Raw genomic sequence first — 25,741 nt, forward strand, 5'->3', positions numbered from 1 at the left:
CGATGTCCCTCAAGCGCTTCTTCCTCGGCACCCACCGACTCAAGCCGCTGCACATCGAGCTGAACGACTCCCCGGACCGGCTCGCCGCCGCCCTGCACGGACTGGCGCACATGGTCAACCGCCGCCGCGACCTCGACGGGCAGCACATCCACATCACCCTCACCGTCCGCAGCCCCCGGGGTGGCCGATGATTCGCCACCGGGCCGAGTCCGGCGTACGCGTGCTGATCCTCCTCGCCATCGGCACCATGGCCGGTGCTGCGGCCTTCACCCACGTCCACGACCTGACCGTTGCCCACGGCCAGCCCGACTGGATCGGCTGGGCCAACGCTGTAGCCGTCGAGCTGATGGCGATCTACCTTGGCTTGGAGATCCGCGCCCGCCGTCGCGCCGGTCGTCCCGTCGGCCTGGTCGGCGTGCTCCTGGTCGCGTTCGCGCTGCTCTCCCTCGCCGCCCAGGTCGCGGAAGCCGAACCTTCGGTGTGGGGCTGGATCGTGGCGGCCGTTCCGTCGCTGGCGTTTCTCGCCCTGGTGAAGGTCGTCCTGTCCAGCGCACCTGCGACCGTCCCGGCTCCTGAGCCGGACCAACCGCCCCTCGACTGGACCTATGAGGTCCCAGAGCAGGTCGTCACCGAGCCTGAACCGGAGCGACCGGTTGAGCCGACCGTGCCCGCCCCAGCGGTCCGCCCGGCCCCGTCGGCGGTGCTGCCTCCGCTCGGCGTCGTCCAGCCCAACCGGCCCCAGGTCGTCGGGATCATCCGATGACGGCTCCGACCCTGCCCGGTCTCGCCCCCGCCGCCCCGACCCCGGTTGCTCCTCGGCCGGGGTCGCGGGCGGCCCGCATGGCGCTACCCCGCTCGGTCGACGTACTCAAAGAAATCGCGGCCGAGTACGGCGTCTGCGTCCGCCCGCTGGCGATGCGCCGCACTGACCTCGACACCGGCCTGACTGAGGTCATCGACCTGCCCTGCGGGGCGACCCGCGAAGACAAGTGCGCGCCGTGCGCGAAGAAGAACCGCCGGCTGCGGCAGGCCCAGATCCGGGAGGGCTGGCACCGCGACGACGAGCCGCTACCCGGCCCGGAACCCGCGACCGAGGAACAGAAATCGCTGATCCTGCTTCGGGCACACTTCGAGTTCGCCCGGGACGAAGCATGCCGGGCCAGCCAGTACGACCAGGTCGCCGACCTCGACGAGGCAATCCGCGAGGTGGAAGAGGCCATCGCCGCTGAGGGCCTACGCGGTCGCGTCGGGCCACCCCACGGCAACGTCGACGAGGACTCCGACGATGAGCCCGGCCGCCGGCGCAAGCGCTCCACCAAGCGGCGCCAGGACGCCCCCGACCTGCCCCGGCGCAAGGTTGAGCGGCGCACCGTCGGCAAGACGTACACCGCCCCGGACGGGTCGACCTTCCGGCCGTCGATGTGGCTCACGCTCACCCTCGACTCGTACGGGCCGGTCCGCCCCGACGGCACCCCGGTCAACCCCGACCGGTACGACTACCGCCGCGCCGCCTGGGACGCCGTCCACTTCCCCCGGCTGCTCGACCGGTTCTGGCAGAACCTGCGCCGCTGTGAGGGCTGGAACGTCCAGTACGCCGGTTGCGTCGAGCCCCAACGTCGACTCGCCCCACATGCGCACTTCGCCATCCGGGGCACCATCCCCCGCGACGTGCTGCGCACCGTGGCGGCGGCGACCTATCACCAGGTGTGGTGGCCTTCGGTCGACGTCCAGCGGTACACCCTCGACCGGCTCCCGGTCTGGGATGAGCAGGCGGCGGCGTGGGTCGACCCGGACACCCGCGAGTCGCTGAGTACCTGGACGGAAGCCCTCGACGCCATCGACGACGACCCGGACGCCGAGCCCGTGCACGTTGTCCGCTTCGGCGCCCAGGTCGACGCCCGCGGCGTCATGCCCGGCACCGAGGACGCCGAGCGGACCATCCGGTACGTCACGAAGTACATCACCAAGCACACCGGCGACTGCCACAAGGCGACCACCGACCGGCAGCGCAAACACCTCGACCGGCTCTGGCAGCAACTCCAGCTCACCCCGTGCACCGACCGCTGCGCGAACTGGCTGCTCTACGGCGTCCAGCCGAAGAAGGCGCACGCGAAGCTCAAGCCCGGCCGCTGCAAGGGCAAGGTGCACCAGCGGGACACCCTCGGCATCGGCGGCCGGCGCATCCTCATCTCCCGCGACTGGTCCGGCAAGACTCTCGCCGATCACAAGCACGACGCGCGGGCGTGGGTGCGTGCCCTGCTCGGCGCCACCACCGACAGCGGCGCGACTGGCGAGGCCGGGCAGCTCGTCGACGACCAGGGCGCCACCGTCGAACGGGTCCGGCATGCCTGGGAACTCGCCCGGCCCGACGACCCCGACGTGGGACCGCTGTCGCATCGGCTCATGCGGTCGATCAGCGAACGCGCCCGCTGGCGGTCCGAACTGCTCGCTGCCAAGGACCGGGCCGCGCAGGGGTCCTCAGATCTTTCGGCAACTCAGCACAGCGCACAGCACCACGGGGAGGAAAGACAGTGAACGAAGAGTTGTTGACCGTGCCGGAAGTGCTCGCCGAGCTGCGCGTACCGCGCTCGACCTGGTTCTACTGGCGGCAGACCGGCAAGGGACCGCGGGTGATCAAGCTCCCAAACGGGCAACTGCGGGTCCGCCGGTCGGCGCTCGGTCGGTGGCTCGGTGAGCTGGAGCAGGACGCCGCGTGAAGAGCTACGAGGTCCAGATCTGGGAGATCGGCAAGCGCGCTGACCGGAAGGCTCGGCCCTGGCGGGTCCGCTGGGCAGTGAGCGGCCAGCGCTTCGAGGAGATGTTTCGTACCAAGGCGCTGGCGCATTCGTTCCGCGCCGAGCTGGTCCAGGCGGCCAATGCGGGGGAGCCCTTCGACCCGGCCACCGGGCGCCCGGTCTCCGAGGCCAGAACCAAGAACCCCACCACCTGGTACGCGCACAGCCGCGCGTACGTCGAGATGAAGTGGCCCCGGGCGGCGGCCAAGACCCGGCGGTCGATCGTCGAGGCGCTGACCTCGATCACGGTGACCCTGACCCGGCCGACGAAGCGGGGCCGGCCGGATGACGCCGTGCTCCGTGAGGCGCTGTACCTCTACGGGCTGAACCCGCGTCGCTGGTCCGACGAGATCCCGGCCGACCACGCGGCGGCACTCGCCTGGCTGGAAACCGCGTCGCTACCGGTCGTCGAGCTTGACTCGCCCGCGATGGTCCGCCGAGTCCTCGACAGCCTGTGCGTACGCCTCGACGGCAAGCCCGCGGCTGCCTCCACCGTCCAGCGCAAGCGGGCCACCTTCTACAACGCGCTCGGGTACGCCGTCGAGCTGGAACTGATCGCGTCCAACCCCGTCGACCGGGTCCAGTGGACCGCCCCCGAGGTCGCGCAGTCCATCGACCGGCGGGTGGTGGCAAACCCCGCTCAGGTCGCCACGCTGTTGGAGGCGGTGAAATCTCTCGGCAAACGCGCCGACAAGGTCACAGCCTTCTTCGGCTGCCTCTACTACGCGGGCATGCGGCCCTCGGAAGCGGCGGACCTGCGGCGGGAGGACTGCGACCTTCCTGGGCGCTGCCTGGACTGCGGGACCGACTTCGACGACCTGGCGGCGGTCAAGCCTTCCGAGTCGTGCGACCACGAGAAGGTCGAATACCGCTGGGGCCGCCTGGTGCTCGCCGGGACGGCTCCGCGCGCCGGGTCGCACTGGACCGATGATGGGGGCTCACACGAGCGGCGCGGCCTCAAGCACCGGGCGCGGCAGGAAACCCGGACGGTCCCGATCCCGCCCCGGCTGGTCGAGCTGCTGTGCGCGCATGTCGAGAACCACGATGTCGGCCCGGATGGGCGCTTCTTCCGGGGCCTGCACGGCGGGCCGCTCTCCGAGTCGGTCTATGACCGGTGGTGGAAGCTCGCTCGCGAGAAGGCGCTAACCGAATCGCAGGTCGCTTCGCCTCTCGTACGCCGTCCCTACGACCTGCGTCACGCGGCGGCCTCGCTCTGGCTGAATGCCGGCGTCCCGCCGACCGAGGTCGCCCGGCGCCTGGGCCACGGCGTCGCCGTCCTGCTCCGCGTCTACGCCAACTGCATCGACGGGGGAGACGACACCATGAACGACAAGATCGGCGACGCCCTCGGATGCTAGCGCCGGTGTGTAACAGTGCGTGCATGCGCTCGAACCCCAAGAGGCGAGGCCGGCGGTTGTCATCTTTTGTGGCTGCGTGTGCTGCGGGCTCGGCTGCGGTAACCGGCTTCTCGGAGGCTCCGACGAAGTTTCAGCTGGCCATGGTTGGGGTGTCGGCTCTCCTCGCGGCGTTGGGCGCACTGGTACAGCCGGCGAGTTCAGCGCGTGGTTCGAGGACGACCTTTAAAAAAAATTCTGCGGCGCTGGCACAGTGCCAAATGGCAACAGTGCAAACCTGGCACCGTGTCCGCCTGGCACCGTGTTGAACCCTCCGGCGAGGGCATAGTGGCAGGGCCGTGGGCGTGGGCAGATGGTGGGCAGTTGTTCGGCAAGTCGCCGTCCGCAGGGCAGAAGTCGCAGCTCAGCGCAGGTGACCCAACCAAGATCGCGGACGCCCTGTAAATCCGTCGCGAAAGCTACAGAGGTTCGGATCCTCTACCCGCCACCAGGTGCAGAAAGAGGCCCTTGACCAGCGCGAACGCTGGTCAAGGGCCTCTTTCGTCAGTCTCGCTCAATCCTGCACTAGCCCGCTCGATCTCGCTGGCTGTGTCGCATACGTGTCGCCGTGATCAACGCTCTGACCCTCGTGACCGGGTGTCTGCTCCGGTTCGGTCTGGCCTAGGCTTCGTCTCGCCGATCTTGCAAGCGGCAGCATGATCCGTACCACCGGCTCTCGTCAGGACCATCGACATGATTAGCGACATCATCCGGGCGCAGATCGTCACGAACATCGATGCCAAGCGTGAGGGCACCATCGAGAAGCTGCGCGAAATTTTCAGCTACCCGTATCACGCCGATACCGGCGCGCTGATCTTCAGGCTGGAGGTCGATCGTGGAGCCTTCGGCATCAATCTCGTCGCCGTCGACCGCGACGGCGACTATATCGCTGTCAACAGCCTCGGTGAATCGCTCTACGCAACCAGGTTCAACCGCTTCGGGTTCGGCTGGTTCGCCTTCGCCGACTGCGGCATCGAGGTCGACGAGATCGGACGGCTGCAGCAGGCCGGCCGGTTCGCCGCCCGGCACCTGTACGAGTGGTTCACGGACCGCTTCGCCGAGGCAGGGGGCCTGGACTTCCCCATCGCCTGCGTCCTTATCAAGCACGAGGCGTCGCGCGGGTGGCACCTCCAGCGGCGGACGTGGACCACACGCTACAGCGCATGAGCGCGTTGCGACGCCTCCAACCTTGGGGACAGGACCTAGCGCCGCCTCGATCCGGCGACGCGCGGCTTCCTCTTGGCCGTAGACGCACTTCGCGTACACCCGTATCAGGATGTGCACGCTGTGCCCGGCCCACTCGGCAACCTAGGTCGCTAGCACCCCGGCGTTGAGCCAGAGCGACACGGCCGCGTGTCGTAGGTCATACGGCCGGCGGGCCAGCGGTGAGCGCTGCTGAGCCGGCGTAAGCACCTCTGCCCGCGCGTCCCGCCATGCAATCCCGTAGTTGTTGTTCGGGATCGGCTGTCCGACGGTGGGCATGTACCGGCCGCCGGGGCCGCGTCGGGTGGCGAACAGATTGCCGTTCGATCCGGGCGGGTACTGCTAGGTACTTGATCGCTGAGTCAAGGGACCGAGAATCAGCCGGCGAGGTGAGGGTCCGCGTGCAGCCCTCTGGCCGTACCCGAGTCCAGTCCAGTCAGGATGCCCGTCAAAGACCGCGCCAACGTTCGCTGCTATGATCGCCGGTTTCACGCAGAGAAAGAGACGCCACATGGCACATGCCTTTCCTGAGGTGTCAATACATGAAGGGGCGCTGACTCTCCGACCGTTCACCAGCAAGGACGTCGAGGCTACTCATGCGGGGTGTTCGGACGAGTTGACGCAACAGTGGCTGCCACTGCCTCAGCCGTACACGCTTGACCACGCCACTAATTGGTGTACGAAGGTCTCGCATGCCTTGCGGGAGTCCGGTGACGGTATCCACTTCGCGATCACCGACGCGAGGACCGATGATCTCCTGGGCACGGTCGGTCTGAAGAAGACCGACTGGGGCGCGCGAATCAGTGAGGTCGGCTACTGGGTCGCCCCTTGGGCCAGAGGACGCGGAGTTGCAACCGAAGCGACTCGGGCGGTGGGGCGCTGGCTGTTGGCCGACCAGGGTTTCGAGCGTATGGAACTGAAGGCAGCGGTTGACAATGTCGCCTCTCAGAAAGTGGCTGAGCGAGCGGGGCTGCATCGAGAAGGCATCATGCGGAATGCTGGTCTCATCCACGCTGGCCGGGTCGATGTCATCCTGTTCTCGCTGGTGCCCCGTGATCTCGGGGCGCCTCAGCGATAGTGGGCGAACAGGGTGGCCGGTTTCCGCTCCCGCTGTATAACGGCGAACTGCAGCCGCTCCGGCCGCAGTGACCGTCTTGGACGCCGACGGACCCAGCGACAAGATCGGCTGCGGCGGCCGGCGAATGGCGTACCCGAGTGGCTGAGTGATCAAATGTCGCCATGACGAGCCTCTCATGGCGTGACGGAGTTGAGGAACTGCGCCGACTGGTTGAGGCGGAGGGCGGCGACCCTGATCGCATCCAGGACGTGGACCTTGCCTGGCGGGTCTTCCGGGCGTCCCTCGCGGTTCCCTTGGACGGTCTCTTCGACCGGTGGGAAGGTGAGGTGGAGGCGGACACGCTGGTCATCGAGGCCGGCGTGTTGGAGTGGCCGGACGGTCCGCCAGGGCTGCTGCTAGCCCGGCGCTTCGCCATTCCTGCTGTTGAATGGCACGACGGTGTGCCGGGCGATCCGTCGGGCGAGGACGACCTCGATCTCGACCTCGCGGATAGCGTCCAGATCGAAATAGAGCTGATCTTCCCTAGCGGCACGACCGTGGAGGCCGACGACTTCTGGACGGCGGCACGCAGCGGTGAGTTCGACGCGGCGGATCTTGCCGAGGCCGGGGAAGCCGTGATCGGGCTCCAGCTCGGTCGGCCGATCCTCAGCAGGATCGCACTGACGGGCTGCAACTGAAAGGGCCGGCCCTGTCGATCATGGAAGCCAGATGATGGCGGCGATCAGGACGAGGCTGGCTCGGTAGAGGGATGCGCGTTTGGCATATCGGGTGGTCAGGTCTCGCCACTGTTTGAGCCGGTTGAAGCAGCGTTCGACCACGTTGCGCTTGCGATAGGTCACCTTGTCGAAGGCGGGAGGTCTGCCGCCGGCGCTGCCCTTCCCGGCGGGCGACCTGGTCCGATCTTTCCGAATGACGTGGCCGCCGAGGTGCGGGCGGTCGGCTACGCGAATCGGCCGCGGAAAGTTGAAGCGTTCCGAACAGCGGGGGCGGACCTGGTGGTCAGCAGCATGGGGGCCACAGCTGCGTGCTGCTCGACTTGGCCAGTGGATGAAATCAAGCTGAAATCAACGTGTCCCCGACCCTGAGCCCGCCCTGAGTCGTCCCGGAACTAACCCTGCCTGCCATGGCGATTGCGCTGCAGCAGGGCAAACATGCAGGTCATGACCTACACGGCACAACCTCCCCGGTCTGACAAGACGCCCCGCGCGTTGGAGCTAGAGAACGTCAGCCGTTACCGCCACCCCCTCGCCTTCTACGTCCTCGCCACCGCCATCCCGTGGGCGCTGTGGTTCACCGCCGCCTGGCTGTCGAACCAGCCCGATCCTGGCCAGGCCACCCTCGCCGTCATGACCGGCCTCGGCCTGGCCGGTCTCGCCGCCCCGGTCGTCGTGGCGATCTGGTTCATCCGCAGAGACGGGCTCACTCGCGACGTCCTCACTCGCCTGGTCGCGCCGCGCGGCACTCGCGCCTGGGTCTGGCTGGCGGCCGTCGCCCTGCTCCCCGGCGCCCTGCTCGTCGCCACCGCGATCTCCATCCCGTTCGGCTACGACGTCTCGCAGTTCGAGCTCCGCAACGGCTTCACGTTCGCGACGGGCCTGCTGCCGGCGTGGATCACGCTCGTCCTGGCCCCCGTCCTGGAGGAGGTCGCCTGGAAGACCTACGGCACAGACGCGCTCGCGTCCCGGATGAAGGTTCTGTGGGCGTCGCTGGTGTTCGGCGTCGTCTGGGTGCTGTGGCACGTGCCGCTCGGCTTCATCAAGGGCTACTACCAGGCGGAGGTCGTCGAGGAGGGCCTGATCCACAGCCTCAACTACGCATTCTCGCTGATACCGTTCGTCATCCTGATGAACTGGCTCTACTACCGTGCTGGCCGCAGCGTCCTCGTCGCGATCGTCTTCCACCTCGCCGCCAACTTCGGCAACGAGATCTTCCGCACGCACCCGGACACCAAGGTGATCCAGACCGCCCTGCTGCTGGTGCTGTCCGTGGTCGTGGTCTGGCGCGATCGGGAGCTGTTCCTGACGCCCCCCGGACGCCGCGCGTGACCCCGCCTGCCAGGTCCTCGTCCGCCCTCAGCTAAAGCTTGCGTTGGTGCGGCGCGATGCCGACCGGGGGACGCCAGCGGCGCAGACTCACGTGCGCCCGGTGCTGCGCGAAGCCTTGGCGGTCGCCGCCGTCGCCGGAGAGCTGAGTTTGTGTCGGATGCGTGCCGCCGACGGCGTGCGACGGGGCAGATCCCCTGGTCACAGCGCTGCGGATGGCGCTCGGTAATCGGCCGCGAGAACTACAGAGGTACGGATCCGCTGCTCGCCACCAGGTGCAGAAAGAGGCCCTTGATCAGCGCCAACGCCGGTCAAGGGCCTCTTCGTGAGTCTCACCCGATCCCGCTCCGGCCCGCTCGATCTGCGACACAGTCGGCTCGCGGAAGCGGCATGTGTGTGCGCTCGCGCGGGTGTGGTCATCGCCTCCAGAACAGGAGGTGGGTGACTCCGCTGGGGCTCGGCGCTGACTCAAGGTGGAAGCGGTCGAGAAGATCAGTGTGGCTCTCCCACAGCCGCTCGCCTCGACCGAGGTCGACGGGCGCGACGGCGATGTGCATCGTGTCGACCAGGTCGGCCTCGATGAACTCTCGGATAGTGGCAACTCCACCACCGAGGCGTACGTCCCGACCGGCGGCGGCCTGCTTCGCGCGTTCCAGCGCCTCGGCCGGGCTCGCATTGATGAAGTGGAAGGTGGTGTCAGACAGGCTGAACGACGGGCGTACGTGATGGGTGAGCACGAAGACCGGCGTGTGGAACGGTGGGTTGTCCCCCCACCACCCCTGCCACTCGTGGTTCTCCCAGGGGCCGCGCTGGGGGCCGAACTTGTTCCGACCCATGATCTCCGCTCCGATGTTGCAGTCGTAGTCGCGGGTCATGTAGTCGTCCAGCCCGCGAGTGCCGCCGGGTTCGGTGCGGTACACGAAGCTGGCGGTAGCGGCGCGCCAGGAGAACAGGGGGTCGGGGTCTGCGTGGCCGAAGGGCCGCTCCAGGCTTTGCCCCTCACCCGAACCGAACCCGTCACGTGACACGTTGAAGCACTGCACCCTCAACAGCTGCGCCATGTCTCCTCCTCAGGAGCTAATGAGCAACAACCGATTGCAACTCGCAACCGGTAGCACCGTACTACTCTGATTGCATGTCGCAACCAGTAGGGGTCGGTCGCCTGCCTGTGCCCGAGGGAAAATCGGGGTGCCCGATCAATCTGACCGTCGAGCTGCTGGGAGATCGATGGAGCCTGGTCGTGCTGCGGGACGTCATCTTCGGCGGTCACCGGCACTTCCGCGAGCTGCTCACGAACTCGATCGAAGGCATCGCGTCGAACATCCTCGCCAGCCGCTTGTCGAGGCTCGTGGACGCGGGCCTGCTCAGTCGGCATGACGACCCGAGCCACCGACAGAAGATCGACTACCGCCTCACCGAGGCAGCGATCGAACTCGTGCCGCTCATGGCGCATCTCGGTGCCTGGGGTTCCCGATGGCTCCCCACGACACCCGAGCTGTCGATCCGCGCCCAACTTCTCGCTGAGGGTGGTCCTGAGATGTGGGAGAGGTTCATGGACGAGCTCCGGGCCACGCACCTCGAAGGCCATCCGCAACCTGCCGACGGCGTCCTCGCCGAACTCACCCTGGCCTACGAACGCGCCGCTTCCAGGAGCTAGAGAAGACGACCCTTGCCTATTCCTCCTGGCCCCGGCGCCCCTCACGCCAGAGTTCATGTTCCCGAAGCACCCATGCCAGCCAGTAGAGGCCGAACGTGACCACGAAGACGGCGAAGAACAGCGCCGTGATGGCGTTCAGGAACCTGCTGCTCGCACCGGGCTGCGCGCCGCACACGAGAAGTGCGGCGGCGAGGACGAGGGACGTCAGCATCAGCGATCGGAGGGCCGGTTGTTCGACCGGATGCTTGGGCGGGTCCGCCATGAGCGCTCCTTTGCGCGGGGGCGCTCATCGTCGCGGCACGGTGCGACCCGTGCAAGGGGTTGATCATCGTGCTGGGATCGGGCACGCGGCAGAACGGAAATCCGTCGCGGAAGCTGGAGGGCGGGAATCCTCTACCCATCGCCGCGCGAACGGCCCCGTGAGCTGCGCGACGCGCTCCGGGGGTGGGGGCGTCGCGCAGCTCACCGTTCAGGTGCCTGGCGAGGTAGCGCAGGGGGCCTTCCCAGCCGGGGCCCACGCCCCACATGCCGGTCTTCGGGTCGCTGGACAGGAAGACCTCGTTCACCGAGGCGTGTTCCAACTCGAGTGCCGTCCTGCCGTCCTCGGTGGCGCTCAGGCGGATCTCGACCTGGTCGGCCGGCTCGCCCTCGTGGGCGGACCAGGACAGGGTCACCAGGTGGGGCGGGTCGCACCGCAGGATCTCGCCGCTGGCGTTGTACTGGATGCTGAACCTGCCGCCCTCGCGGAGGTCGCCGCTGATCGGGAGGAAGAAGCGGTTCAGCCGCTCCGGGGTGGTGATGGCCTCCCAGACCTCGTCGATCGGCGCGTCGTAGACGCGTCGCAGGACGGCGCGGCGGGCGCGCCTCTCGCGGCCCGGCTCCTGACCGGCTTGTCCGGATCCGCCGCTCCGGCCGGGGGTGGCCTCCACCGATCGGGCGCATGGTGTCGAGGCACTGGCGCGATGGCGCAGACCGGGTATGGTGGTCGATGCCCGGGCGGATGTCCGGATGAGTGGTGCGGCTCCCCGGGTGACTGATGGGCGGTGGCCGCGCGGGTCGGCCAGCCCCTGCCGGATCCGGTCGCCGAGCGGAATGCGCCGAAGGTCGTATTCGGCACTGTACGAAGTGGGTGGTGGCCGCGCAGGCTCGTGATCTGGCCCGCTGCGACGTGGGTGATGGTCCGAACGGCGGAGAGTAACCGACGCTCGGGCTGGCGGTAGACGCACGGCTTTTCTGGGTACCTGCCTTGTGGCACGATCGTGGAACCTCCACCATCCCCGTGACACTTCCCTGACAGGAGCAAACATGTCTGGTCGAAGGCTGGGCCGGCTGCTTGGCTCGTTTCTCGCACTCGCCGCTGTGGCTGGTGGCGTCTTCGTCGGTGACGCCTCGAACGTCGGCGACGCTCAGTTGTTGGATTTCGTCTGGAACATGCCCAAGCTCTGACGAACCATGACGTCGATGATGTGAGCCGGCGCGGCCGGTGAGGGGAGCGGCATGGCGGGTCGAGGCCGCACCGGTCCCCGCTCGACGGAGTATGCCTGGCTGATCACCGGGCCGTTGGCGATGCTCGCCGTCGTCTGCGCCACGGTCGTCGGCCTGGTCGCCCCGGAGCCGTTCGGCGAATGGCCACTGGCAGCGCTGCTGCTGGTGGCCATGGTGGCTGCCGGCATGCCGGTACTGAACTTCACGGTCCGGCGGCAGTCCATCGGGATGACGCTCAACGAGATCCCGCTCGTCCTGGCGTTCTTCCTCGTGCGGCCGCTCACGGTCGTCGCCATCTACACACTCTCGGCGATCATCACCCACCTGCGGCACCCCTCCACCGCCACGAAGTTCTGGTTCAACGTGGCCCGGGCCGCCGCAGGCTCGTCGCTGGCCGTCCTGGTGCTCCAGGCGTTTCCGCCGGTGCGGGGCGTGGGCCCGGCCACCTGGCTGACCCTGTTCGTCGCGGCGAGCATGGTGAACCTGGTGAGCCTCACCGCGATCGCCGGGGTGCACACGCTGCTCCAGGGCTGGCAGGCCGGGCGCGAGGTGTTCCGGAAGTCCCCGCCGGGACTGCTGGCCGCGGCGATCAACATCGCCTGCGGGACGGTCGTCCTGCTCCTCATCGCGGCCACCTGGTGGTCGTTGCTGCTGCTGGCGGTCCTGGTCGCCGCGCTGGCCCTCGTCTACCGGGCGTACGCGCAGTTCTTCCGGCAGCACCGCACGCTCGCCGACATGTACGAACTGAGCCGCGCCGTGAGCGAGAGCGGTCAGTACGGCACCCTGCCCGACGCCCTCCTTGGCCGGGTACGCGCCCTGATGCAGGCCGAGTACGCCACCCTCTGGTTGCCCGCCCAGGGGCGGCACCCGGAGGTGCTGCTCACCGCGCGCAACGACGACCCGGGCCTGCTCGACTTCGCCAAGACTCCGCCCGCGCTGCGGGAACGCGCCCGCGACGAGGGCCGTACGGTGGCCGTCGGGCGGGGCCTGATGACCGACGGCGACCTGCGCACGGCGCTGTCGGCGCAGCGCGTCAAGGACGTCATCGTCATCCCGTTGCGGTCCGGCCAGGCGGTCATCGGGACGCTGGAGGTCGCCAACCGCCTCGGGGACAGCAACCACTTCGTCCGCACCGACGTGCCCCTGTTCGAGACGGTGGCGGCGCACGCGGCGGTGGCGCTGGAGAATTCCCGGCTGGTCGACCGGCTGCGGCACGACGCGTACCACGACGCCCTGACCAAGCTGCCCAACCGGCGGCGGATCAGCGGCGCGCTGGACGAGGCGGTCAAGATCCGCGCGCCCGGCGAGGTGGTGGCGCTGCTCCTCTTCGACGTCGACCGGCTGCGTCAGGTCAACGAGTCGCTCGGGCACGCCGCCGGTGACAAGGTCCTGGCCGAGGTCGCCGACCGACTGCGCTCCTGCGCCCCGTCGTCGGCCCTGGTCGGCCGGGCCGGCGGGGACGAGTTCCTGGTCACGCTGCGGCTGGAGAGCGCCGAGGCGGCGGTGGAGCTGGCCGCGCAGTTGCGCGAGCAGATCCGCGACGAGATGGTCTTCGACGCGCTCACCCTGGACGTCGACACGGCGGTCGGCGTCGCCGTACACCCGGATCACGGCAGCGACGCCGCCTCCCTGCTGCAACGGGTGGACCTGGCGGCGACGGCGGCCAAGTCCGTGCCGGGCAGCGTGCAGCTGTTCAACCCGGTGCTGGAGTCCCGGTCGCTGCGGCGGCTCGGGCTCGCCGGCGACCTGCGGCGGGCGCTGGACGACGGCGAGCTGGAGGTCTACTTCCAGCCGAAGGTGACGCTCCGGGACCGCCGGCTGGTCGGCGTGGAGTGTCTGGCCCGGTAGGAGCACCCGGCCCACGGGTCGGTCGCCCCGGAGGACTTCGTCGCGGTGGCCGAGCACACCGGCCAGCTCGGGCGGTTCACCGAGTTCGTGCTCCGCGAGGGGCTGCGGCGCAGCCGGGACTGGTCGCACGCCGGCCAGCCGCTCTCCGTCGCGGTCAACCTCTCCGCCCGTACGCTCACCGACCAGCACTTCCCGGCCCGCGTCCAGGAGCTGCTCGACGAGTACGGCGTACCGCCGCAGCGGCTCACGTTGGAGATCAAGGAGGCCGGGGTGCTGGACGGCACCGACCGGCCCATCCCGACGCTGCGGCGGCTGCGGGACCTCGGCGTGCGGCTGTCGGTGGACGACTTCGGCACGGGGGATTCGTCCCTGGCGCACCTGCGCCGGCTGCCCGTGCACGAGGTGAAGGTCGACCGTTCCTTCGTGCAGGGCATGGCGACGGACCCGGGCGACCTCGCCATCGTGAACGCCGTGGTCACCCTCTCCCAGCAGTTCGGCCTGGCCGTGGTCGCCGAGGGCGTGGAGAGCGAGCTGACCCTGGAGCTGCTCCAGGACATCGGCTGCGAGATCGGTCAGGGCTTCCTGTTCAGCCGGCCGCTGCCGTACGAGCGGCTGGAGGCGTGGTTCGGCGCCCAGGTCGATCCGGAGGCGGTCTCCGCCGGGGAGCTGCCCCGGCTGCGCGTCGTGCCCTGAGCTGCCAAAACGCGGCGGTGGGGGATCCGATTTCATCTCCGCCGCCCGGCCGTGTAATGTATCCCCTGCGCGTCACCCCCCGGGGAGATCGCGCAGGCCCCCTTAGCTCAGTCGGCAGAGCGTCTCCATGGTAAGGAGAAGGTCTACGGTTCGATTCCGTAAGGGGGCTCAGAGGGTCCGGCTGGACCCGCCACGGCGGTGTAGCTCAGATGGCAGAGCAAGCGGCTCATAATCGCTGTGTCGCCGGTTCAAGTCCGGCCACCGCTACTCTCGTCCACCGGGCTCGTTCCCGGCGGCCGGTGGGATGGGCGCCACAGGCGCCCACTTTGCATGTCCGCGTGATCAGCGCGTAGGCTGATGCGCCGTAGTTGTTACCCGTAGCGAGGAAGGCACTCCGCCGTGGCGAAGGCGACCGATGTCCGGCCGAAGATCACTTTGGCGTGTGTGGAGTGCAAGGAGCGCAACTACATCACGCGCAAGAACCGTCGTAACGACCCGGACCGCATCGAGCTGAAGAAGTTCTGCCCGCGGGACGGCAAGCACACGGTCCACCGCGAGACCCGCTGACCCGCGGCCGGCTCGGCCGGCCCGGTCTCCACACGTCGATCGCCGATCCGTCAGGACGGCGCGGCTCCGGCCGCCGCCGCCCCGTACGGATCGGCGATCTTTTTTGCGTGTAGGTTCGCGGCATGTCCCTGGACCCGTCCTTCGTCGGCCGGACGTACCCGCCGACCGCCCCCTACCAGGTGGGCCGAGAAAAGATCCGTGAGTTCGCGACGGCGATCGGCGCCACCGACCCGGCCCACCACGACCCGGAGGCCGCCCGCGCGCTCGGTCACCCGGACGTGGTCGCCCCGCCGACCTTCCCCGTGGTGGTCAGCATGGCGGCCAGCCAGCAGATCATCGACGACCCGGCCCTCGGCGTGGACTACAGCCGGGTCGTCCACGGCGACCAGCGCTTCGCCTACACCCGCCCGGTGGTGGCGGGGGACGAGCTGGTCTGCGTCTGCGTCGTCGAGGACGTCAGCAGCCGCGGCGGGCACGACTTCCTGACCACCCGCACCGAGGTCGGCACGCCGACCGGGGAGCCGGTGGTGACCGTCTGGTCGAAGCTCGTCGTACGCGGGGAGGGCTGAGATGGAGCTGCCAGCCAAGACGTTCCGGGTGACGCGCGCGGACCTGGTCCGCTACGCCGGCGCCTCGGGGGACTTCAACCCGATCCACTGGAGCGACCGGTTCGCCACCAAGGTGGGTCTGCCCGGCGTGATCGCCCACGGCATGTTCACCATGGCGCTGGTCGGCCGCGCGCTGACGGAGTGGGCGGGCAGGCCGGACGCGGTCGTCGACTACAACGTCCGCTTCACCCGGCCGGTGGTCGTCCCGGACGACGACGAGGGCACCGAGATCGAGGTCACGGCGGTCGTCCGGGAGGTCACCGAGGAGGGCCTGACCAGGCTCGACGTGACCGCGACCTGCCGGGGGGAGAAGGTGCTCTCGCAGGCCCGGGCGACCGTGCGGACGGCCCGCTGACCAGGCCCGCGACGCGCGATGGGCAGACCGGTTGGGAAAGTCGCGCGACTACCCGTACACTGGTCCGCCGTGGGGCAAGTGACCCCTGCACGGTCCTGTGACCGGGCGGGTGAGCGTTGCCGCACAGGGGTGTAGCTCAATTGGCAGAGCAGCGGTCTCCAAAACCGCAGGCTGCAGGTTCAAGTCCTGTCACCCCTGCGCCTCAGGCCTGACCGTTCCCGTGGGTCGCGCCGCCGTACGGCGGCGTCCGGCCCGTGGTGGTGGCATCGGCGGGGTGGTTCCGAGGCATTCGGGTCCGTCCGGCCGGTCCACCGGCCGCGGCCCGTCGCGGGACGGTTGGTCCGGCCGGCGTGACCAAGCGCTGCGCACGCCCACCGCGTGCGACCCGACATCCCGCGACGGAGGGCGAAGTGGCCGACAAGAAGCGGCGCGGCGAGGACGCCGGCGACGACCGTCTGCACGACGAGGTCGTCGACGACGTGGCCGACGACGACGCCACCGACGCCGAGGAGCCCGTTTCCCGGGGCGGCACCGCGACGCGGTCGCGGGCGAAGGCCGAGTCGGCCGACAGCCGGCCCAAGACCAAGACGGACACCGATCGTGTGGGTCTGTTCGGCCGCATCGCCCGATTCATCCGCGAGGTCGTGGCCGAGCTGCGTAAGGTCATCTGGCCGACCCGCAAGGAGCTGCTGACCTACACGGCCGTGGTGGTCGCCTTCGTCACGGTGATGCTGACGATCGTGGCCGGCCTGGACTTCGCCTTCGCGAAGGGCGTGCTGTGGGTCTTCGGCAACCCCAGCTGACCGGCCGACTGAGCCGATAGTGACGGAAGTGAGCGAGCGTGCCTGAGTACGACGAGACCGCCGAGACCACGGACGAGCAGTCCACGGTGGCGACGGCGGCTGGTGACGAGTCGGTCGAGGCCGCCAGCGAGCCGGAGTTCCCCACCACCGAGCCCGCCCCGGACGAGGACTACGACCCGGTCGCCGAGCTGCGGCAGAAGCTGCGCTACGCGCCGGGCGACTGGTACGTGGTGCACTCGTACGCCGGCTACGAGAACAAGGTCAAGACCAACCTCGAGACCCGGATCACGAGCCTCGACATGGAGGACTACATCTACCAGGTCGAGGTGCCGACCCGGGAAGAGGTCGAGGTCAAGAACGGGAAGCGGTCGCAGGTGCAGGCCAAGGTCTTCCCGGGCTACATCCTGGTCCGGATGGAGCTGACCGCGGAGTCCTACTCCTGCGTGCGCAACACGCCGGGCGTGACCGGCTTCGTGGGCGCGACGGACCGGGCCGACCGCCCGGCCCCGCTCTCCCTCGACGAGGTGCTGAAGTGGCTGGCGCCGGCCGTCGAGACCGAGCAGAAGAAGGCCAAGCCCGAGGTCAAGGTCCTCGACTTCGAGGTCGGCGACTCGGTCACCGTCACCGACGGCGCCTTCGCCTCGCTGCCGGCGACGATCAGCGAGATCAACGCCGACCAGCAGAAGCTCAAGGTGCTCGTGTCGATCTTCGGCCGCGAGACGCCGGTGGAGCTCAACTTCAACCAGGTCGCCAAGATCTGACGTCCCGGTCGCCGGCGGTGGGTCACGGCCCGCCGCCGGCGTACTCGTCCCACCCGCCCGCGCGACCTCGGCGGGAGGGGCGGCGGGACGCTGCGCTACCCTAGAACGTCGCCGCTGTCGCATCGCGCTGACCGTGCGCGCCCGCGGCCGGCACCTTTCCCAGTTCCAAGCCCCAGGAAGAGACATGCCTCCGAAGAAGAAGCTCGTCAAGACTTTCACGCTTCAGCTGCCGGCGGGCCAGGCCACCCCGGCGCCGCCGGTCGGCCCCGCGCTCGGCCAGCACGGCGTGAACATCATGGAGTTCTGCAAGTCCTACAACGCGCAGACCGAGTCCCAGCGGGGCGACATCGTCCCCGCCGAGATCAGCGTCTACGAGGACCGCAGCTTCACCTTCGTGCTGAAGACCCCGCCCGCCGCCCGGCTGCTGATCAAGGCCGCCGGCGTGCAGAAGGGCTCGGGCGTCCCGCACAAGGAGAAGGTCGGCTCGGTCACCCGCGCCCAGGTGCGCGAGATCGCCGAGAAGAAGATGGCCGACCTCAACGCCAACGACATCGACCAGGCTGAGAAGATCATCGCCGGCACCGCCCGGTCGATGGGCCTCAACGTCACCGACTGACCCCGGTCACCGCCAGATCCAGTTCGTGGGAGGGCGCGCGGACGCCGCGGCCCGCCATAGACCACAGGAGTTACCAGAACATGCAGCGCAGCAAGAGCTACCGCAAGGCCGCCGAGGTCATCGACCGGACCAAGCTCTACACCCCCGCCGAGGCCGTGAAGCTGGCCAAGGAGACCACCAACGTCAAGTTCGACGCCACGGTCGAGGTCGCGATGCGCCTCGGCGTCGACCCCCGCAAGGCGGACCAGATGGTCCGCGGCACGGTCAACCTGCCGCACGGCACCGGTAAGACCGCCCGCGTGATCGTCTTCGCCGCCGGCGCGAAGGCCGAGGAGGCCGCCGCCGCCGGTGCGGACGAGGTGGGCACCGACGAGCTGGTCGCCCGGATCCAGGGTGGTTGGCTCGACTTCGACGCGGCGATCGCCACGCCGGACCAGATGGCCAAGATCGGCCGGATCGCGCGGATCCTGGGCCCGCGCGGTCTCATGCCGAACCCGAAGACCGGCACGGTGACCATGGACGTCGCCAAGGCCGTTTCGGACATCAAGGGCGGTAAGATCACCTTCCGGGTGGACAAGCACTCCAACCTGCACCTGATCATCGGCAAGGCCTCGTTCTCCGAGAACCAGCTGATCGACAACTACGCGGCGGTCCTCGACGAGGTCCTGCGGGCCAAGCCGTCCGCCGCGAAGGGCAAGTACCTCAAGAAGGTCACCCTCACCACCACCATGGGCCCGGGCGTCCCGGTCGACCCGAACCTGGTGAAGAACCTGCAGGAGGGCTCGGCCGAGGGCTGAGCACACGCACCCCGAACGGGGCGTCGCCACATCGTGGCGGCGCCCCGTTCCGTTTCCGCTGTGGCATGCTCGGCCGGGTGCGACTGGAGAACGTCTGGCTGCGGTACGGGCGGCGTGGGCCGTGGGTGCTGCGGGAGACGGATGTGCGGATCGGTCCCGGTGAGGTCGTGGTCGTGCTCGGCCGCAACGGCGTGGGCAAGTCGACCCTGCTCCAGGTGGCGGCCGGGGTGCTGCGGCCGAGCCGGGGGCGGGTGACCGACCGGCCCCAGCACGTCGGGTGGGTGCCGGAGCGGTTCCCCGCCGACCAGCCCTTCACCGTCGAGCGCTACCTGGCCGCCATGGGTCGGGTCGCCGGCCTCGATCCGGCCGCGACGGACCGGGCGGTCGACCACTGGACCGACCGGCTCGGCCTGGCCCGGTTCCGCCGGGTTCGGCTGCCGGAGCTGTCCAAGGGCACCGCCCAGAAGGTCGGCCTGGCCCAGGCGATGCTGCGCCCGCCCGGCCTGCTGGTGCTCGACGAGCCGTGGGAGGGCCTCGACGCCGCCACCCGGGAGCTGGTGCCCGAGGTGATCGCCGAGGTGCTGGCAGCGGGCGGGTCGGTGCTGGTCAGCGACCACCGTGGCGAGGTCGCCCGGCTGCCCGGCGCCCGGCGCTGGACGGTGGTCGACGGCACGGTCGCCGAGGACGCGCCGCCGGCTGAGGCGGCGATGGCGGTGGTCGAGCTCGCGGTGCCGGCCGCGCGGGTCGCCGGCACCGTCGCCCGGTTGCGCGCCGAGGGCCATCACGTCCTGCGCGTACGCCCCGAGGCGCCGACGCCCGCCGACACGCCGGACGGGCGCGCGACCGCCGAGGGGACGGCGGAGGCCGGCGCGGCGGAGCCGGCGGGCCCGGCCACCGGGGCTGCGCGGTGACCGCCCTGCTCCGGCTGCGGCTGGCCGGCTTCCTGCGGACGGGACGGGCGCTGGCGCCGCTGCTCGCGGGCCTGGTGGCCCTCGGCGTCCTCTACGGTGGCGGCCGGGCCCAGCCGGGGGAGGCGTACGGCGTCTCGGCGGTGGTGCTCTTCCCGGTGCTGGCCTGGCAGACCAAGGTGCTGCTGGACGTGGAGCCGGACGTGCAACGCCGGTTGGCCCAGGCGCTGGTCGGGGTGCGCCGGGAGCGGCTGGCCGGCCTGCTCGCCGCCGGCGTGGCCGGGCTCGGCACGGTGGCCGTCGCGCTGGTCTTCCCCTGGCTGGTCGGCGGGGTCACCGGCCCGGTGGAGCCGGATGACCGCTCGGTGCCCCTCGGCATCGCCGTCGGGCTGTGGGCGCACCTGCTGGCCGTACCGGCGGCGGTGGCGCTCGGGGCGCTTGCCAGCCGTGCCTGCGCGGGCAGCGCCGGCTACGGGGTCGCCGTGCTCGCGCTCGGCGGGGTCGGCGCGGTCGCCCTCGGCCTGAGCGGCTCGGTGGCGCCGTGGCTGGTGCCGCCGGTGATGGCGACCGCGCGGGCCGCCGCCGGCGACCTGGCCGCGTCGACCGTGGCGCTGCTGACCGGCTGGGCCGTGGCGTGGAGCGCGGCCGCCGGGGCGGCCTACCTGTGGCGGCGTCGCACCCGGCCCTGACCGGAGGCCAGCTCCCGGTGCCGGCGGGGGTGACGCGGTGCACCCGGGGGCGATTTGGTGGTCCGGGCACTCTTCGCGTAACCTTGGCGCGAAGTTCCACCCAGAGACCGCTGGTCACCGTGCCCCGGCACGGTCGAAGGTCCCGCGACGACGGGCGACCCGCGCAGGGCGGTAAGCGAAAATCGGTGCTGAGCACGGTCCGCCGACTGTGCCCGTGTCCCGGGCCTCGCCCCGTGCGCCCTGCGCCGGGGCTTTCTCGTTCTCGTGATGCCTCCGCTCCCGTCGAACGCTCCGGCCGACGACGGTGACCAGCCTCGAGCAACGAGAGAGGAGGGACATGGCGGACAAGCCGATCCGGGCCGACAAGGCCACGGCCGTCGCTGAGCTGACCGAGAGCTTCCGTAACGCGGGTGCCACGGTGCTGACCGAGTACCGCGGTCTGACGGTTTCCCAGCTCACCCAGCTGCGGCGCTCGCTCGGCAAGGAGACCAGCTACACGGTTGCGAAGAACACGCTCGCGAAGCGTGCCGCGTCCGACGCTGGCATCTCCGGCCTCGACGAGCTGTTCACCGGTCCTACCGCGCTGACTTTCGTTTCGGGCGACGTCGTCGAGGCGGCGAAGGGCCTTCGCGACTTCGCGAAGGCCAACCCGAAGCTCGTCATCAAGGGCGGTGTCTTCGAGGGCAAGGCCATTTCCGCGGCCGAGGTCACGAAGCTCGCCGACCTGGAGTCCCGTGAGGTGCTGCTGGCCAAGCTGGCCGGCGCGATGAAGGGCAACCTGAGCAAGGCCGCGGCCCTGTTCCAGGCCCCGCTCTCCAAGGCCGCCCGTGCGGCGGCCGCCCTGGCGGACAAGCGCGAGAAGGAGGGCGCCGAGGCGGCCTGAGGCCCCGCGGCGCACCCAGTTCTTACCTAACAGATTCAGGAAAGGACGCCAGACATGGCGAAGCTCAGCACCGAAGAGCTGCTCGACGCGTTCAAGGAGATGACGCTGATCGAGCTCTCCGAGTTCGTGAAGCAGTTCGAGGAGACCTTCGAGGTCACCGCCGCCGCCCCGGTCGCCGTCGCCGGCCCGGCTGGCCCCGGCGCCCCGGCCGCCCCGGTCGAGGAGGAGAAGGACGAGTTCGACGTCATCCTCGAGGCTGACGGCGGCAAGAAGATCCAGGTCATCAAGGTCGTGCGTGAGCTGACCGGCCTGGGCCTCAAGGAGGCCAAGGACCTGGTCGAGTCGGCTCCGAAGGCCGTCCTGGAGAAGGCCAACAAGGAGACCGCCGAGAAGGCCAAGGCCAAGCTCGAGGGCGAGGGCGCCAAGGTCACCCTCAAGTGACCTGAGGTCGACCAGGCGCGCGTCCGGCTCACGTGAGCCGGGGCACACCGCGTCACGGCGGGCGGCGATCCGACAGTGGATCGCCGCCCGCCGTCTTGGTGGCCCCGGTCGCAGCGCGGTGAGCAGGGCGTCCACGCCTGGCGTCGGCGCGTACGTGGTGCGTGGCGATAGCCCGTGGGTGGGAAAGACGGGGTGACCCGGATGCCGGCCCTTGACGCGGCCCCGGGCTGACAGGCACGCTGACACCAGCAAGACCTTCCGCGCTTGCAACGGCCACCACTTGGGTAATGGCAGCGGCAGCACCATCGGCCGCGACACCCGAGCGGCCCGGCAGGAACGTCGCGTTCCGAGCGGCCCGGTGAGACCCGGTTTTCCAGGGGTCCCGAGGCACGTTCCGCGACGACCTGCGGGGTGGGCTGGACAGCGGTTAGCCTCTCGGCTACACTGCTAGTTTGCGCTGCCTTCCGACTTGACCCCTGCTCGGAAATGTCCGTTTACGGATAATTCTGGTGGGGTCATTGGAGTGCACGCGTATCAGCCGTTCTGCAGCACCGGTCCTCGGAAGGACGCATCTTGGCAGCTTCCCGCCCTGCGAAGACCAGTCGTACGTCGAGCGCATTCGCTCCCCGCCGAGTTTCATTCGGCAGGATCACCGAACACCTCGAGGTCCCCAACCTCCTCGCCATTCAGAACGAGTCCTTCGACTGGCTCGTCGGCAACGAGGCTTGGCAGGGCCGGTCGGCGGACGACCCGCACGCACGCTCGGGTCTCGCGGAGATCCTCGACGAGATCAGTCCCATTGAGGACTTCTCCGGCACCATGTCGCTCTCCTTCTCGGCTCCGCGCTTCGACGAGGTCAAGGCCTCGATCGAGGAGTGCAAGGAGAAGGACCTGACCTACTGCGCCCCGCTGTTCGTGACCGCGGAGTTCACCAACAACACCACCGGCGAGATCAAGAGCCAGACGGTGTTCATGGGTGACTTCCCGATGATGACGCCCAAGGGCACCTTCATCATCAACGGCACCGAGCGCGTCGTGGTCAGCCAGCTCGTCCGGTCCCCGGGCGTCTACTTTGACAAGCAGCCGGACAAGACCTCCGACCGCGACCTCTCCAGCGTCAAGGTCATCCCCAGCCGGGGTGCCTGGCTGGAGTTCGACATCGACAAGCGCGAGACGGTCGGCGTTCGCATCGACCGCAAGCGTCGGCAGGCCGTCACGGTGCTGCTCAAGGCCATCGGTTGGTCGGCCGAGCGGATCCGCGAGCGGTTCGGCTGGTCCGAGCTGATGATGACCACGCTCGAGAAGGACCACATCGCCGGCCAGGACGAGGCGCTCCTCGACATCTACCGGAAGCTCCGCCCTGGCGAGCCGCCGACCCGCGAGAACGCCCAGACCCTGCTCGACAACCTCTTCTTCAACCCGAAGCGGTACGACGTCGCCAAGGTCGGTCGTTACAAGTTCAACAAGAAGCTCGAGCTGGAAGTGCCGATCACCACCGGCACGCTGACCGAGGACGACATCGTCGCCACCGTGGAGTACCTCTGCCGGCTGCACGCCGGTGAGGAGGGCTACGAGGCCGACGACATCGACCACTTCGGCAACCGGCGCCTGCGTACGGTGGGCGAGCTGATCCAGAACCAGGTCCGGGTCGGCCTGTCCCGGATGGAGCGGGTCGTCCGCGAGCGGATGACCACCCAGGACGTCGAGGCGATCACGCCGCAGACCCTGATCAACATCCGCCCGGTCGTGGCGGCGATCAAGGAGTTCTTCGGCACCTCGCAGCTGTCCCAGTTCATGGACCAGACGAACCCGCTGGCGGGTCTGACCCACCGGCGCCGGCTGAGCGCGCTCGGCCCGGGTGGTCTGTCCCGGGAGCGGGCCGGCTTCGAGGTCCGCGACGTGCACCCGTCCCACTACGGCCGGATGTGCCCGATCGAGACGCCGGAAGGCCCGAACATCGGCCTGATCGGCGCGCTGTCCACCTTCGCCCGGGTCAACCCGTTCGGCTTCATCGAGACGCCGTACCGGAAGGTCGTCGACGGTCGGGTCACCGACCAGATCGACTACCTGACCGCGGACGAGGAGGACCGGTTCGTCAAGGCGCAGGCCAACGCGCCGCTGAAGGCCGACGGCACCTTCGCCGAGGACCGCGTCCTGGTCCGCCGTAAGGGCGGCGAGACCGAGGACGTCCCGCCGGCGGCCGTGGACTACATGGACGTGTCGCCGCGGCAGATGACCTCGGTCGCGACCGCGATGATCCCGTTCCTCGAGCACGACGACGCCAACCGGGCCCTGATGGGCGCGAACATGCAGCGCCAGGCGGTGCCGCTGGTCAAGGCCGAGTCGCCGCTGGTCGGCACCGGCATGGAATACCGTGCCGCGGTCGACGCCGGTGACGTGGTGGTCGCCGAGGTCGGTGGCGTCATCGAGGACCTCTGCGCCGACTACATCACCATCCACCAGGACGACGGCCACCGCCGCACGTACCTGCTGCACAAGTTCCGCCGTTCCAACGCCGGCTCCTGCGTGAACCAGAAGCCGGTGGTCTTCGAGGGCGACCGCGTCGAGGCCGGCCAGGTCATCGCCGACGGGCCGTGCACCGACGAGGGCGAGATGGCGCTCGGGCGCAACCTGCTCGTGGCGTTCATGTGCTGGGAGGGCCACAACTACGAGGACGCGATCATCCTGTCGCAGCGCCTCGTGCAGCAGGACGTGCTCACCTCGATCCACATCGAGGAGCACGAGGTCGACGCCCGGGACACCAAGCTGGGTCCGGAGGAGATCACCCGCGACATCCCGAACGTCAGCGAGGAGATGCTCGCCGACCTCGACGAGCGCGGCATCATCCGGATCGGCGCCGAGGTCGTCCCCGGCGACATCCTGGTCGGCAAGGTCACGCCCAAGGGCGAGACCGAGCTGACCCCGGAGGAGCGGCTGCTCCGCGCGATCTTCGGCGAGAAGGCGCGCGAGGTCCGCGACACCTCGCTGAAGGTGCCGCACGGCGAGACCGGCACGGTCATCGGCGTGCGTACCTTCTCCCGCGAGGACGGCGACGAGCTGCCGCCGGGCGTCAACGAGCTGGTCCGGGTCTACGTCGCCCAGAAGCGGAAGATCCAGGACGGTGACAAGCTCGCCGGCCGGCACGGCAACAAGGGCGTCATCTCCAAGATCCTGCCGGTCGAGGACATGCCGTTCCTGGAGGACGGCACGCCGGTCGACATCGTGCTCAACCCGCTGGGTGTGCCGAGCCGGATGAACATCGGCCAGGTGTTGGAGACGCACCTCGGCTGGGTGGCCAAGACGGGGTGGAGCGTCGACGGCGACGACGCCGAGTGGAAGCGCCAGCTCCGCTCCATCGAGGCGCACGAGTCCGAGCCGGACACCAACGTGGCCACGCCGGTGTTCGACGGTGCCCGCGAGGAGGAGATCTCCGGTCTGCTCGCGTCGACCCTGCCCAACCGGGACGGCAAGCAGCTCATCGGCTCCTCCGGCAAGGCGCAGCTGTTCGACGGCCGCTCCGGTGAGCCGCTGCCGGACCCGATCGCGGTCGGCTACATCTACATCCTGAAGCTCAACCACCTGGTCGACGACAAGATCCACGCCCGGTCGACCGGCCCGTACTCGATGATCACGCAGCAGCCGCTGGGTGGTAAGGCGCAGTTCGGTGGCCAGCGCTTCGGTGAGATGGAGTGCTGGGCGATGCAGGCGTACGGCGCCGCGTACGCCCTGCAGGAGCTGCTGACGATCAAGTCCGACGACGTCCTCGGCCGGGTCAAGGTCTACGAGGCGATCGTCAAGGGCGAGAACATCCCCGAGCCGGGCATCCCCGAGTCGTTCAAGGTGCTGCTCAAGGAGCTGCAGTCGCTGTGCCTCAACGTCGAGGTGCTCTCCAGCGACGGTGTGGCCCTCGAGATGCGCGAGACCGACGACGAGGTGTTCCGGGCCGCGGAGGAGCTGGGCATCGACCTGTCCCGGCGCGAGCCGAGCTCGGTCGAAGAGGTCTGAGGTGAGCGGTCGGGGGGCGGCGCGCCCGCCCCCCCCCCCCCCCCCCCCCCAAACAAAAAAAAAAAAAAAAAAGGGGCAACGTGCTCCACCTGAACATCATCCACTAACATCGG

25 protein-coding genes, 3 tRNA genes and 4 pseudogenes are annotated in these 25,741 nt (G+C 69.4%); 27 read left to right on the forward strand and 5 right to left on the reverse strand.

The features are described from left to right. Positions 1 to 2: 2 nt before the first annotated feature. The 6 genes from ACFY23_RS15855 to ACFY23_RS15880 all read left to right on the forward strand — a co-directional run bounded on the left by ACFY23_RS15855 (position 3) and on the right by ACFY23_RS15880 (position 5,356). On the forward strand, positions 3 to 191 hold the full coding sequence (locus ACFY23_RS15855; RefSeq protein WP_350681640.1) for a hypothetical protein: 189 nt from the start codon (positions 3 to 5) through the stop codon (positions 189 to 191). Beyond that, complete coding sequence (locus ACFY23_RS15860; protein WP_350681638.1) at positions 188 to 763, forward strand: DUF2637 domain-containing protein; 576 nt, start codon at positions 188 to 190, stop codon at positions 761 to 763. The genes ACFY23_RS15855 and ACFY23_RS15860 overlap by 4 nt, the downstream gene beginning before the upstream one ends. After that, positions 760 to 2,535, forward strand: coding sequence for a replication initiator (locus tag ACFY23_RS15865; RefSeq protein ID WP_350681636.1), 1,776 nt, complete (start codon positions 760 to 762; stop codon positions 2,533 to 2,535). Before ACFY23_RS15860 ends, ACFY23_RS15865 begins: the two co-directional genes overlap by 4 nt. Then, entirely contained in the window at positions 2,532 to 2,717 is a 186-nt protein-coding gene (locus tag ACFY23_RS15870) for an AlpA family transcriptional regulator (RefSeq protein WP_018784531.1), read from the forward strand. Before ACFY23_RS15865 ends, ACFY23_RS15870 begins: the two co-directional genes overlap by 4 nt. Further along, positions 2,714 to 4,153 carry a tyrosine-type recombinase/integrase gene (locus tag ACFY23_RS15875; RefSeq protein WP_350681634.1) on the forward strand — a complete coding sequence of 480 codons (1,440 nt, stop codon included), beginning with the start codon at positions 2,714 to 2,716 and terminating at the stop codon, positions 4,151 to 4,153. Before ACFY23_RS15870 ends, ACFY23_RS15875 begins: the two co-directional genes overlap by 4 nt. Before the next feature lie 729 nt (positions 4,154 to 4,882). Continuing rightward, positions 4,883 to 5,356, forward strand: a complete 474-nt coding sequence (locus tag ACFY23_RS15880; protein WP_350681632.1) for a hypothetical protein — start codon at positions 4,883 to 4,885, stop codon at positions 5,354 to 5,356. 24 nt (positions 5,357 to 5,380) lie between these two features. Here ACFY23_RS15880 and ACFY23_RS15885 read toward each other — a convergent pair. Next, positions 5,381 to 5,734, reverse strand: a pseudogene (locus ACFY23_RS15885) (integrase); the annotation flags it as partial. A gap of 133 nt (positions 5,735 to 5,867) precedes the next feature. On the opposite strand from ACFY23_RS15885, the gene ACFY23_RS15890 reads away from it, so the two are divergent. Continuing rightward, a complete protein-coding gene (locus ACFY23_RS15890) occupies positions 5,868 to 6,470 on the forward strand; it encodes a GNAT family N-acetyltransferase (protein WP_350681630.1) in 603 nt (200 codons plus the stop codon). 161 nt (positions 6,471 to 6,631) lie between these two features. Further along, positions 6,632 to 7,147, forward strand: a complete 516-nt coding sequence (locus tag ACFY23_RS15895; RefSeq protein ID WP_350681628.1) for a hypothetical protein — start codon at positions 6,632 to 6,634, stop codon at positions 7,145 to 7,147. 18 nt (positions 7,148 to 7,165) lie between these two features. Here ACFY23_RS15895 and ACFY23_RS15900 read toward each other — a convergent pair. After that, positions 7,166 to 7,385 (reverse strand): annotated as a pseudogene (locus ACFY23_RS15900) (IS5/IS1182 family transposase); the annotation flags it as partial. A gap of 245 nt (positions 7,386 to 7,630) precedes the next feature. On the opposite strand from ACFY23_RS15900, the gene ACFY23_RS15905 reads away from it, so the two are divergent. Next, positions 7,631 to 8,515, forward strand: a complete 885-nt coding sequence (locus ACFY23_RS15905; RefSeq protein WP_350681626.1) for a type II CAAX endopeptidase family protein — start codon at positions 7,631 to 7,633, stop codon at positions 8,513 to 8,515. Positions 8,516 to 8,928: 413 nt separating this feature from the next. Here the strand turns inward: ACFY23_RS15905 and ACFY23_RS15910 are convergent, their stop codons facing one another. Then, positions 8,929 to 9,573, reverse strand: coding sequence for a dihydrofolate reductase family protein (locus ACFY23_RS15910; protein WP_350681624.1), 645 nt, complete (start codon positions 9,571 to 9,573; stop codon positions 8,929 to 8,931). Positions 9,574 to 9,647: 74 nt separating this feature from the next. Between ACFY23_RS15910 and ACFY23_RS15915 the strand changes: the two genes are divergently transcribed. Then, on the forward strand, positions 9,648 to 10,169 hold the full coding sequence (locus tag ACFY23_RS15915) for a helix-turn-helix domain-containing protein (protein WP_350681622.1): 522 nt from the start codon (positions 9,648 to 9,650) through the stop codon (positions 10,167 to 10,169). Between the two features lie 16 nt (positions 10,170 to 10,185). Here ACFY23_RS15915 and ACFY23_RS15920 read toward each other — a convergent pair whose 3' ends face one another. Then, positions 10,186 to 10,431 carry a hypothetical protein gene (locus ACFY23_RS15920; protein WP_350681666.1) on the reverse strand — a complete coding sequence of 82 codons (246 nt, stop codon included), beginning with the start codon at positions 10,429 to 10,431 and terminating at the stop codon, positions 10,186 to 10,188. A gap of 268 nt (positions 10,432 to 10,699) precedes the next feature. Next, positions 10,700 to 11,476 (reverse strand): annotated as a pseudogene (locus ACFY23_RS15925) (SRPBCC domain-containing protein); the annotation flags it as partial. Between ACFY23_RS15925 and ACFY23_RS15930 the strand changes: the two are divergent. The 17 genes and pseudogenes from ACFY23_RS15930 (at position 11,475) to ACFY23_RS16010 (ending at position 25,628) form a co-directional block, all read left to right on the forward strand. Continuing rightward, a complete protein-coding gene (locus ACFY23_RS15930) occupies positions 11,475 to 11,615 on the forward strand; it encodes a hypothetical protein (protein ID WP_350681620.1) in 141 nt (46 codons plus the stop codon). The pseudogene ACFY23_RS15925 and the gene ACFY23_RS15930 sit on opposite strands and share 2 nt — an antisense overlap. A gap of 51 nt (positions 11,616 to 11,666) precedes the next feature. Beyond that, a pseudogene (locus ACFY23_RS15935) lies at positions 11,667 to 14,195 on the forward strand (putative bifunctional diguanylate cyclase/phosphodiesterase). A 96-nt stretch (positions 14,196 to 14,291) separates the two neighbouring features. Next, positions 14,292 to 14,364 (forward strand) — tRNA-Thr (locus ACFY23_RS15940). A gap of 25 nt (positions 14,365 to 14,389) precedes the next feature. After that, a tRNA-Met gene (locus ACFY23_RS15945) sits at positions 14,390 to 14,462 on the forward strand. A 132-nt stretch (positions 14,463 to 14,594) separates the two neighbouring features. Beyond that, a complete protein-coding gene (gene rpmG, locus ACFY23_RS15950; protein ID WP_013288652.1) occupies positions 14,595 to 14,762 on the forward strand; it encodes a 50S ribosomal protein L33 in 168 nt (55 codons plus the stop codon). Positions 14,763 to 14,884: 122 nt separating this feature from the next. Continuing rightward, a complete protein-coding gene (locus ACFY23_RS15955) occupies positions 14,885 to 15,331 on the forward strand; it encodes a MaoC family dehydratase N-terminal domain-containing protein (protein WP_350681618.1) in 447 nt (148 codons plus the stop codon). 1 nt (position 15,332) lies between these two features. Further along, positions 15,333 to 15,725, forward strand: a complete 393-nt coding sequence (locus ACFY23_RS15960; protein ID WP_350681617.1) for a MaoC family dehydratase — start codon at positions 15,333 to 15,335, stop codon at positions 15,723 to 15,725. 125 nt (positions 15,726 to 15,850) lie between these two features. Next, a tRNA-Trp gene (locus ACFY23_RS15965) sits at positions 15,851 to 15,923 on the forward strand. A 212-nt stretch (positions 15,924 to 16,135) separates the two neighbouring features. Continuing rightward, a complete protein-coding gene (gene secE, locus ACFY23_RS15970; protein ID WP_350681616.1) occupies positions 16,136 to 16,528 on the forward strand; it encodes a preprotein translocase subunit SecE in 393 nt (130 codons plus the stop codon). A 38-nt stretch (positions 16,529 to 16,566) separates the two neighbouring features. Further along, positions 16,567 to 17,289 (forward strand): transcription termination/antitermination protein NusG, encoded by a 723-nt coding sequence (gene nusG, locus ACFY23_RS15975; protein WP_350681615.1) that lies wholly within the window; start codon positions 16,567 to 16,569, stop codon positions 17,287 to 17,289. 184 nt (positions 17,290 to 17,473) lie between these two features. Then, positions 17,474 to 17,905 (forward strand): 50S ribosomal protein L11, encoded by a 432-nt coding sequence (gene rplK / locus ACFY23_RS15980; protein WP_350681614.1) that lies wholly within the window; start codon positions 17,474 to 17,476, stop codon positions 17,903 to 17,905. An 80-nt stretch (positions 17,906 to 17,985) separates the two neighbouring features. Further along, the gene (rplA, locus tag ACFY23_RS15985; protein WP_350681612.1) at positions 17,986 to 18,702 is read left to right on the forward strand and encodes a 50S ribosomal protein L1; all 717 of its coding nucleotides are present in this window, start codon (positions 17,986 to 17,988) and stop codon (positions 18,700 to 18,702) included. Positions 18,703 to 18,779: 77 nt separating this feature from the next. Continuing rightward, positions 18,780 to 19,613, forward strand: coding sequence for an ABC transporter ATP-binding protein (locus tag ACFY23_RS15990; protein WP_350681610.1), 834 nt, complete (start codon positions 18,780 to 18,782; stop codon positions 19,611 to 19,613). Further along, the gene (locus tag ACFY23_RS15995; RefSeq protein WP_350818987.1) at positions 19,610 to 20,299 is read left to right on the forward strand and encodes a hypothetical protein; all 690 of its coding nucleotides are present in this window, start codon (positions 19,610 to 19,612) and stop codon (positions 20,297 to 20,299) included. Before ACFY23_RS15990 ends, ACFY23_RS15995 begins: the two co-directional genes overlap by 4 nt. A 337-nt stretch (positions 20,300 to 20,636) precedes the next feature. After that, positions 20,637 to 21,182 (forward strand): 50S ribosomal protein L10, encoded by a 546-nt coding sequence (gene rplJ / locus ACFY23_RS16000; protein ID WP_350682013.1) that lies wholly within the window; start codon positions 20,637 to 20,639, stop codon positions 21,180 to 21,182. Between the two features lie 54 nt (positions 21,183 to 21,236). Beyond that, positions 21,237 to 21,623 (forward strand): 50S ribosomal protein L7/L12, encoded by a 387-nt coding sequence (rplL, locus tag ACFY23_RS16005; protein ID WP_350682011.1) that lies wholly within the window; start codon positions 21,237 to 21,239, stop codon positions 21,621 to 21,623. Positions 21,624 to 22,196: 573 nt separating this feature from the next. Further along, positions 22,197 to 25,628: a DNA-directed RNA polymerase subunit beta gene (locus ACFY23_RS16010; RefSeq protein WP_350682009.1), complete on the forward strand. Its 3,432-nt coding sequence runs from the start codon at positions 22,197 to 22,199 to the stop codon at positions 25,626 to 25,628. The last annotated feature ends 113 nt before the right edge of the window (positions 25,629 to 25,741 follow it).

This window comes from Micromonospora sp. NPDC000121, from assembly GCF_042899165.1.
In the GTDB taxonomy this organism is placed as follows: Bacteria; Actinomycetota; Actinomycetes; order Mycobacteriales; family Micromonosporaceae; genus Micromonospora.

Coding starts and splice junctions, on each gene's coding strand:
- ACFY23_RS15915 (WP_350681622.1), top strand. CDS start 9,648: ATGTCGCAACCAGTAGGGGTCGGTCGCCTGCCTGTGCCCGAGGGAAAA.
- ACFY23_RS15880 (WP_350681632.1), top strand. CDS start 4,883: ATGATTAGCGACATCATCCGGGCGCAGATCGTCACGAACATCGATGCC.
- ACFY23_RS15895 (WP_350681628.1), top strand. CDS start 6,632: ATGACGAGCCTCTCATGGCGTGACGGAGTTGAGGAACTGCGCCGACTG.
- ACFY23_RS15865 (WP_350681636.1), top strand. CDS start 760: ATGACGGCTCCGACCCTGCCCGGTCTCGCCCCCGCCGCCCCGACCCCG.
- rplJ (WP_350682013.1), top strand. CDS start 20,637: ATGGCGGACAAGCCGATCCGGGCCGACAAGGCCACGGCCGTCGCTGAG.
- ACFY23_RS15960 (WP_350681617.1), top strand. CDS start 15,333: ATGGAGCTGCCAGCCAAGACGTTCCGGGTGACGCGCGCGGACCTGGTC.
- ACFY23_RS15920 (WP_350681666.1), bottom strand. CDS start 10,431: ATGGCGGACCCGCCCAAGCATCCGGTCGAACAACCGGCCCTCCGATCG.
- rplL (WP_350682011.1), top strand. CDS start 21,237: ATGGCGAAGCTCAGCACCGAAGAGCTGCTCGACGCGTTCAAGGAGATG.
- ACFY23_RS15860 (WP_350681638.1), top strand. CDS start 188: ATGATTCGCCACCGGGCCGAGTCCGGCGTACGCGTGCTGATCCTCCTC.
- ACFY23_RS15955 (WP_350681618.1), top strand. CDS start 14,885: ATGTCCCTGGACCCGTCCTTCGTCGGCCGGACGTACCCGCCGACCGCC.
- ACFY23_RS15910 (WP_350681624.1), bottom strand. CDS start 9,573: ATGGCGCAGCTGTTGAGGGTGCAGTGCTTCAACGTGTCACGTGACGGG.
- ACFY23_RS15905 (WP_350681626.1), top strand. CDS start 7,631: ATGACCTACACGGCACAACCTCCCCGGTCTGACAAGACGCCCCGCGCG.
- ACFY23_RS15855 (WP_350681640.1), top strand. CDS start 3: ATGTCCCTCAAGCGCTTCTTCCTCGGCACCCACCGACTCAAGCCGCTG.
- ACFY23_RS15930 (WP_350681620.1), top strand. CDS start 11,475: ATGTCTGGTCGAAGGCTGGGCCGGCTGCTTGGCTCGTTTCTCGCACTC.
- rplK (WP_350681614.1), top strand. CDS start 17,474: ATGCCTCCGAAGAAGAAGCTCGTCAAGACTTTCACGCTTCAGCTGCCG.
- ACFY23_RS15890 (WP_350681630.1), top strand. CDS start 5,868: ATGATCGCCGGTTTCACGCAGAGAAAGAGACGCCACATGGCACATGCC.
- rplA (WP_350681612.1), top strand. CDS start 17,986: ATGCAGCGCAGCAAGAGCTACCGCAAGGCCGCCGAGGTCATCGACCGG.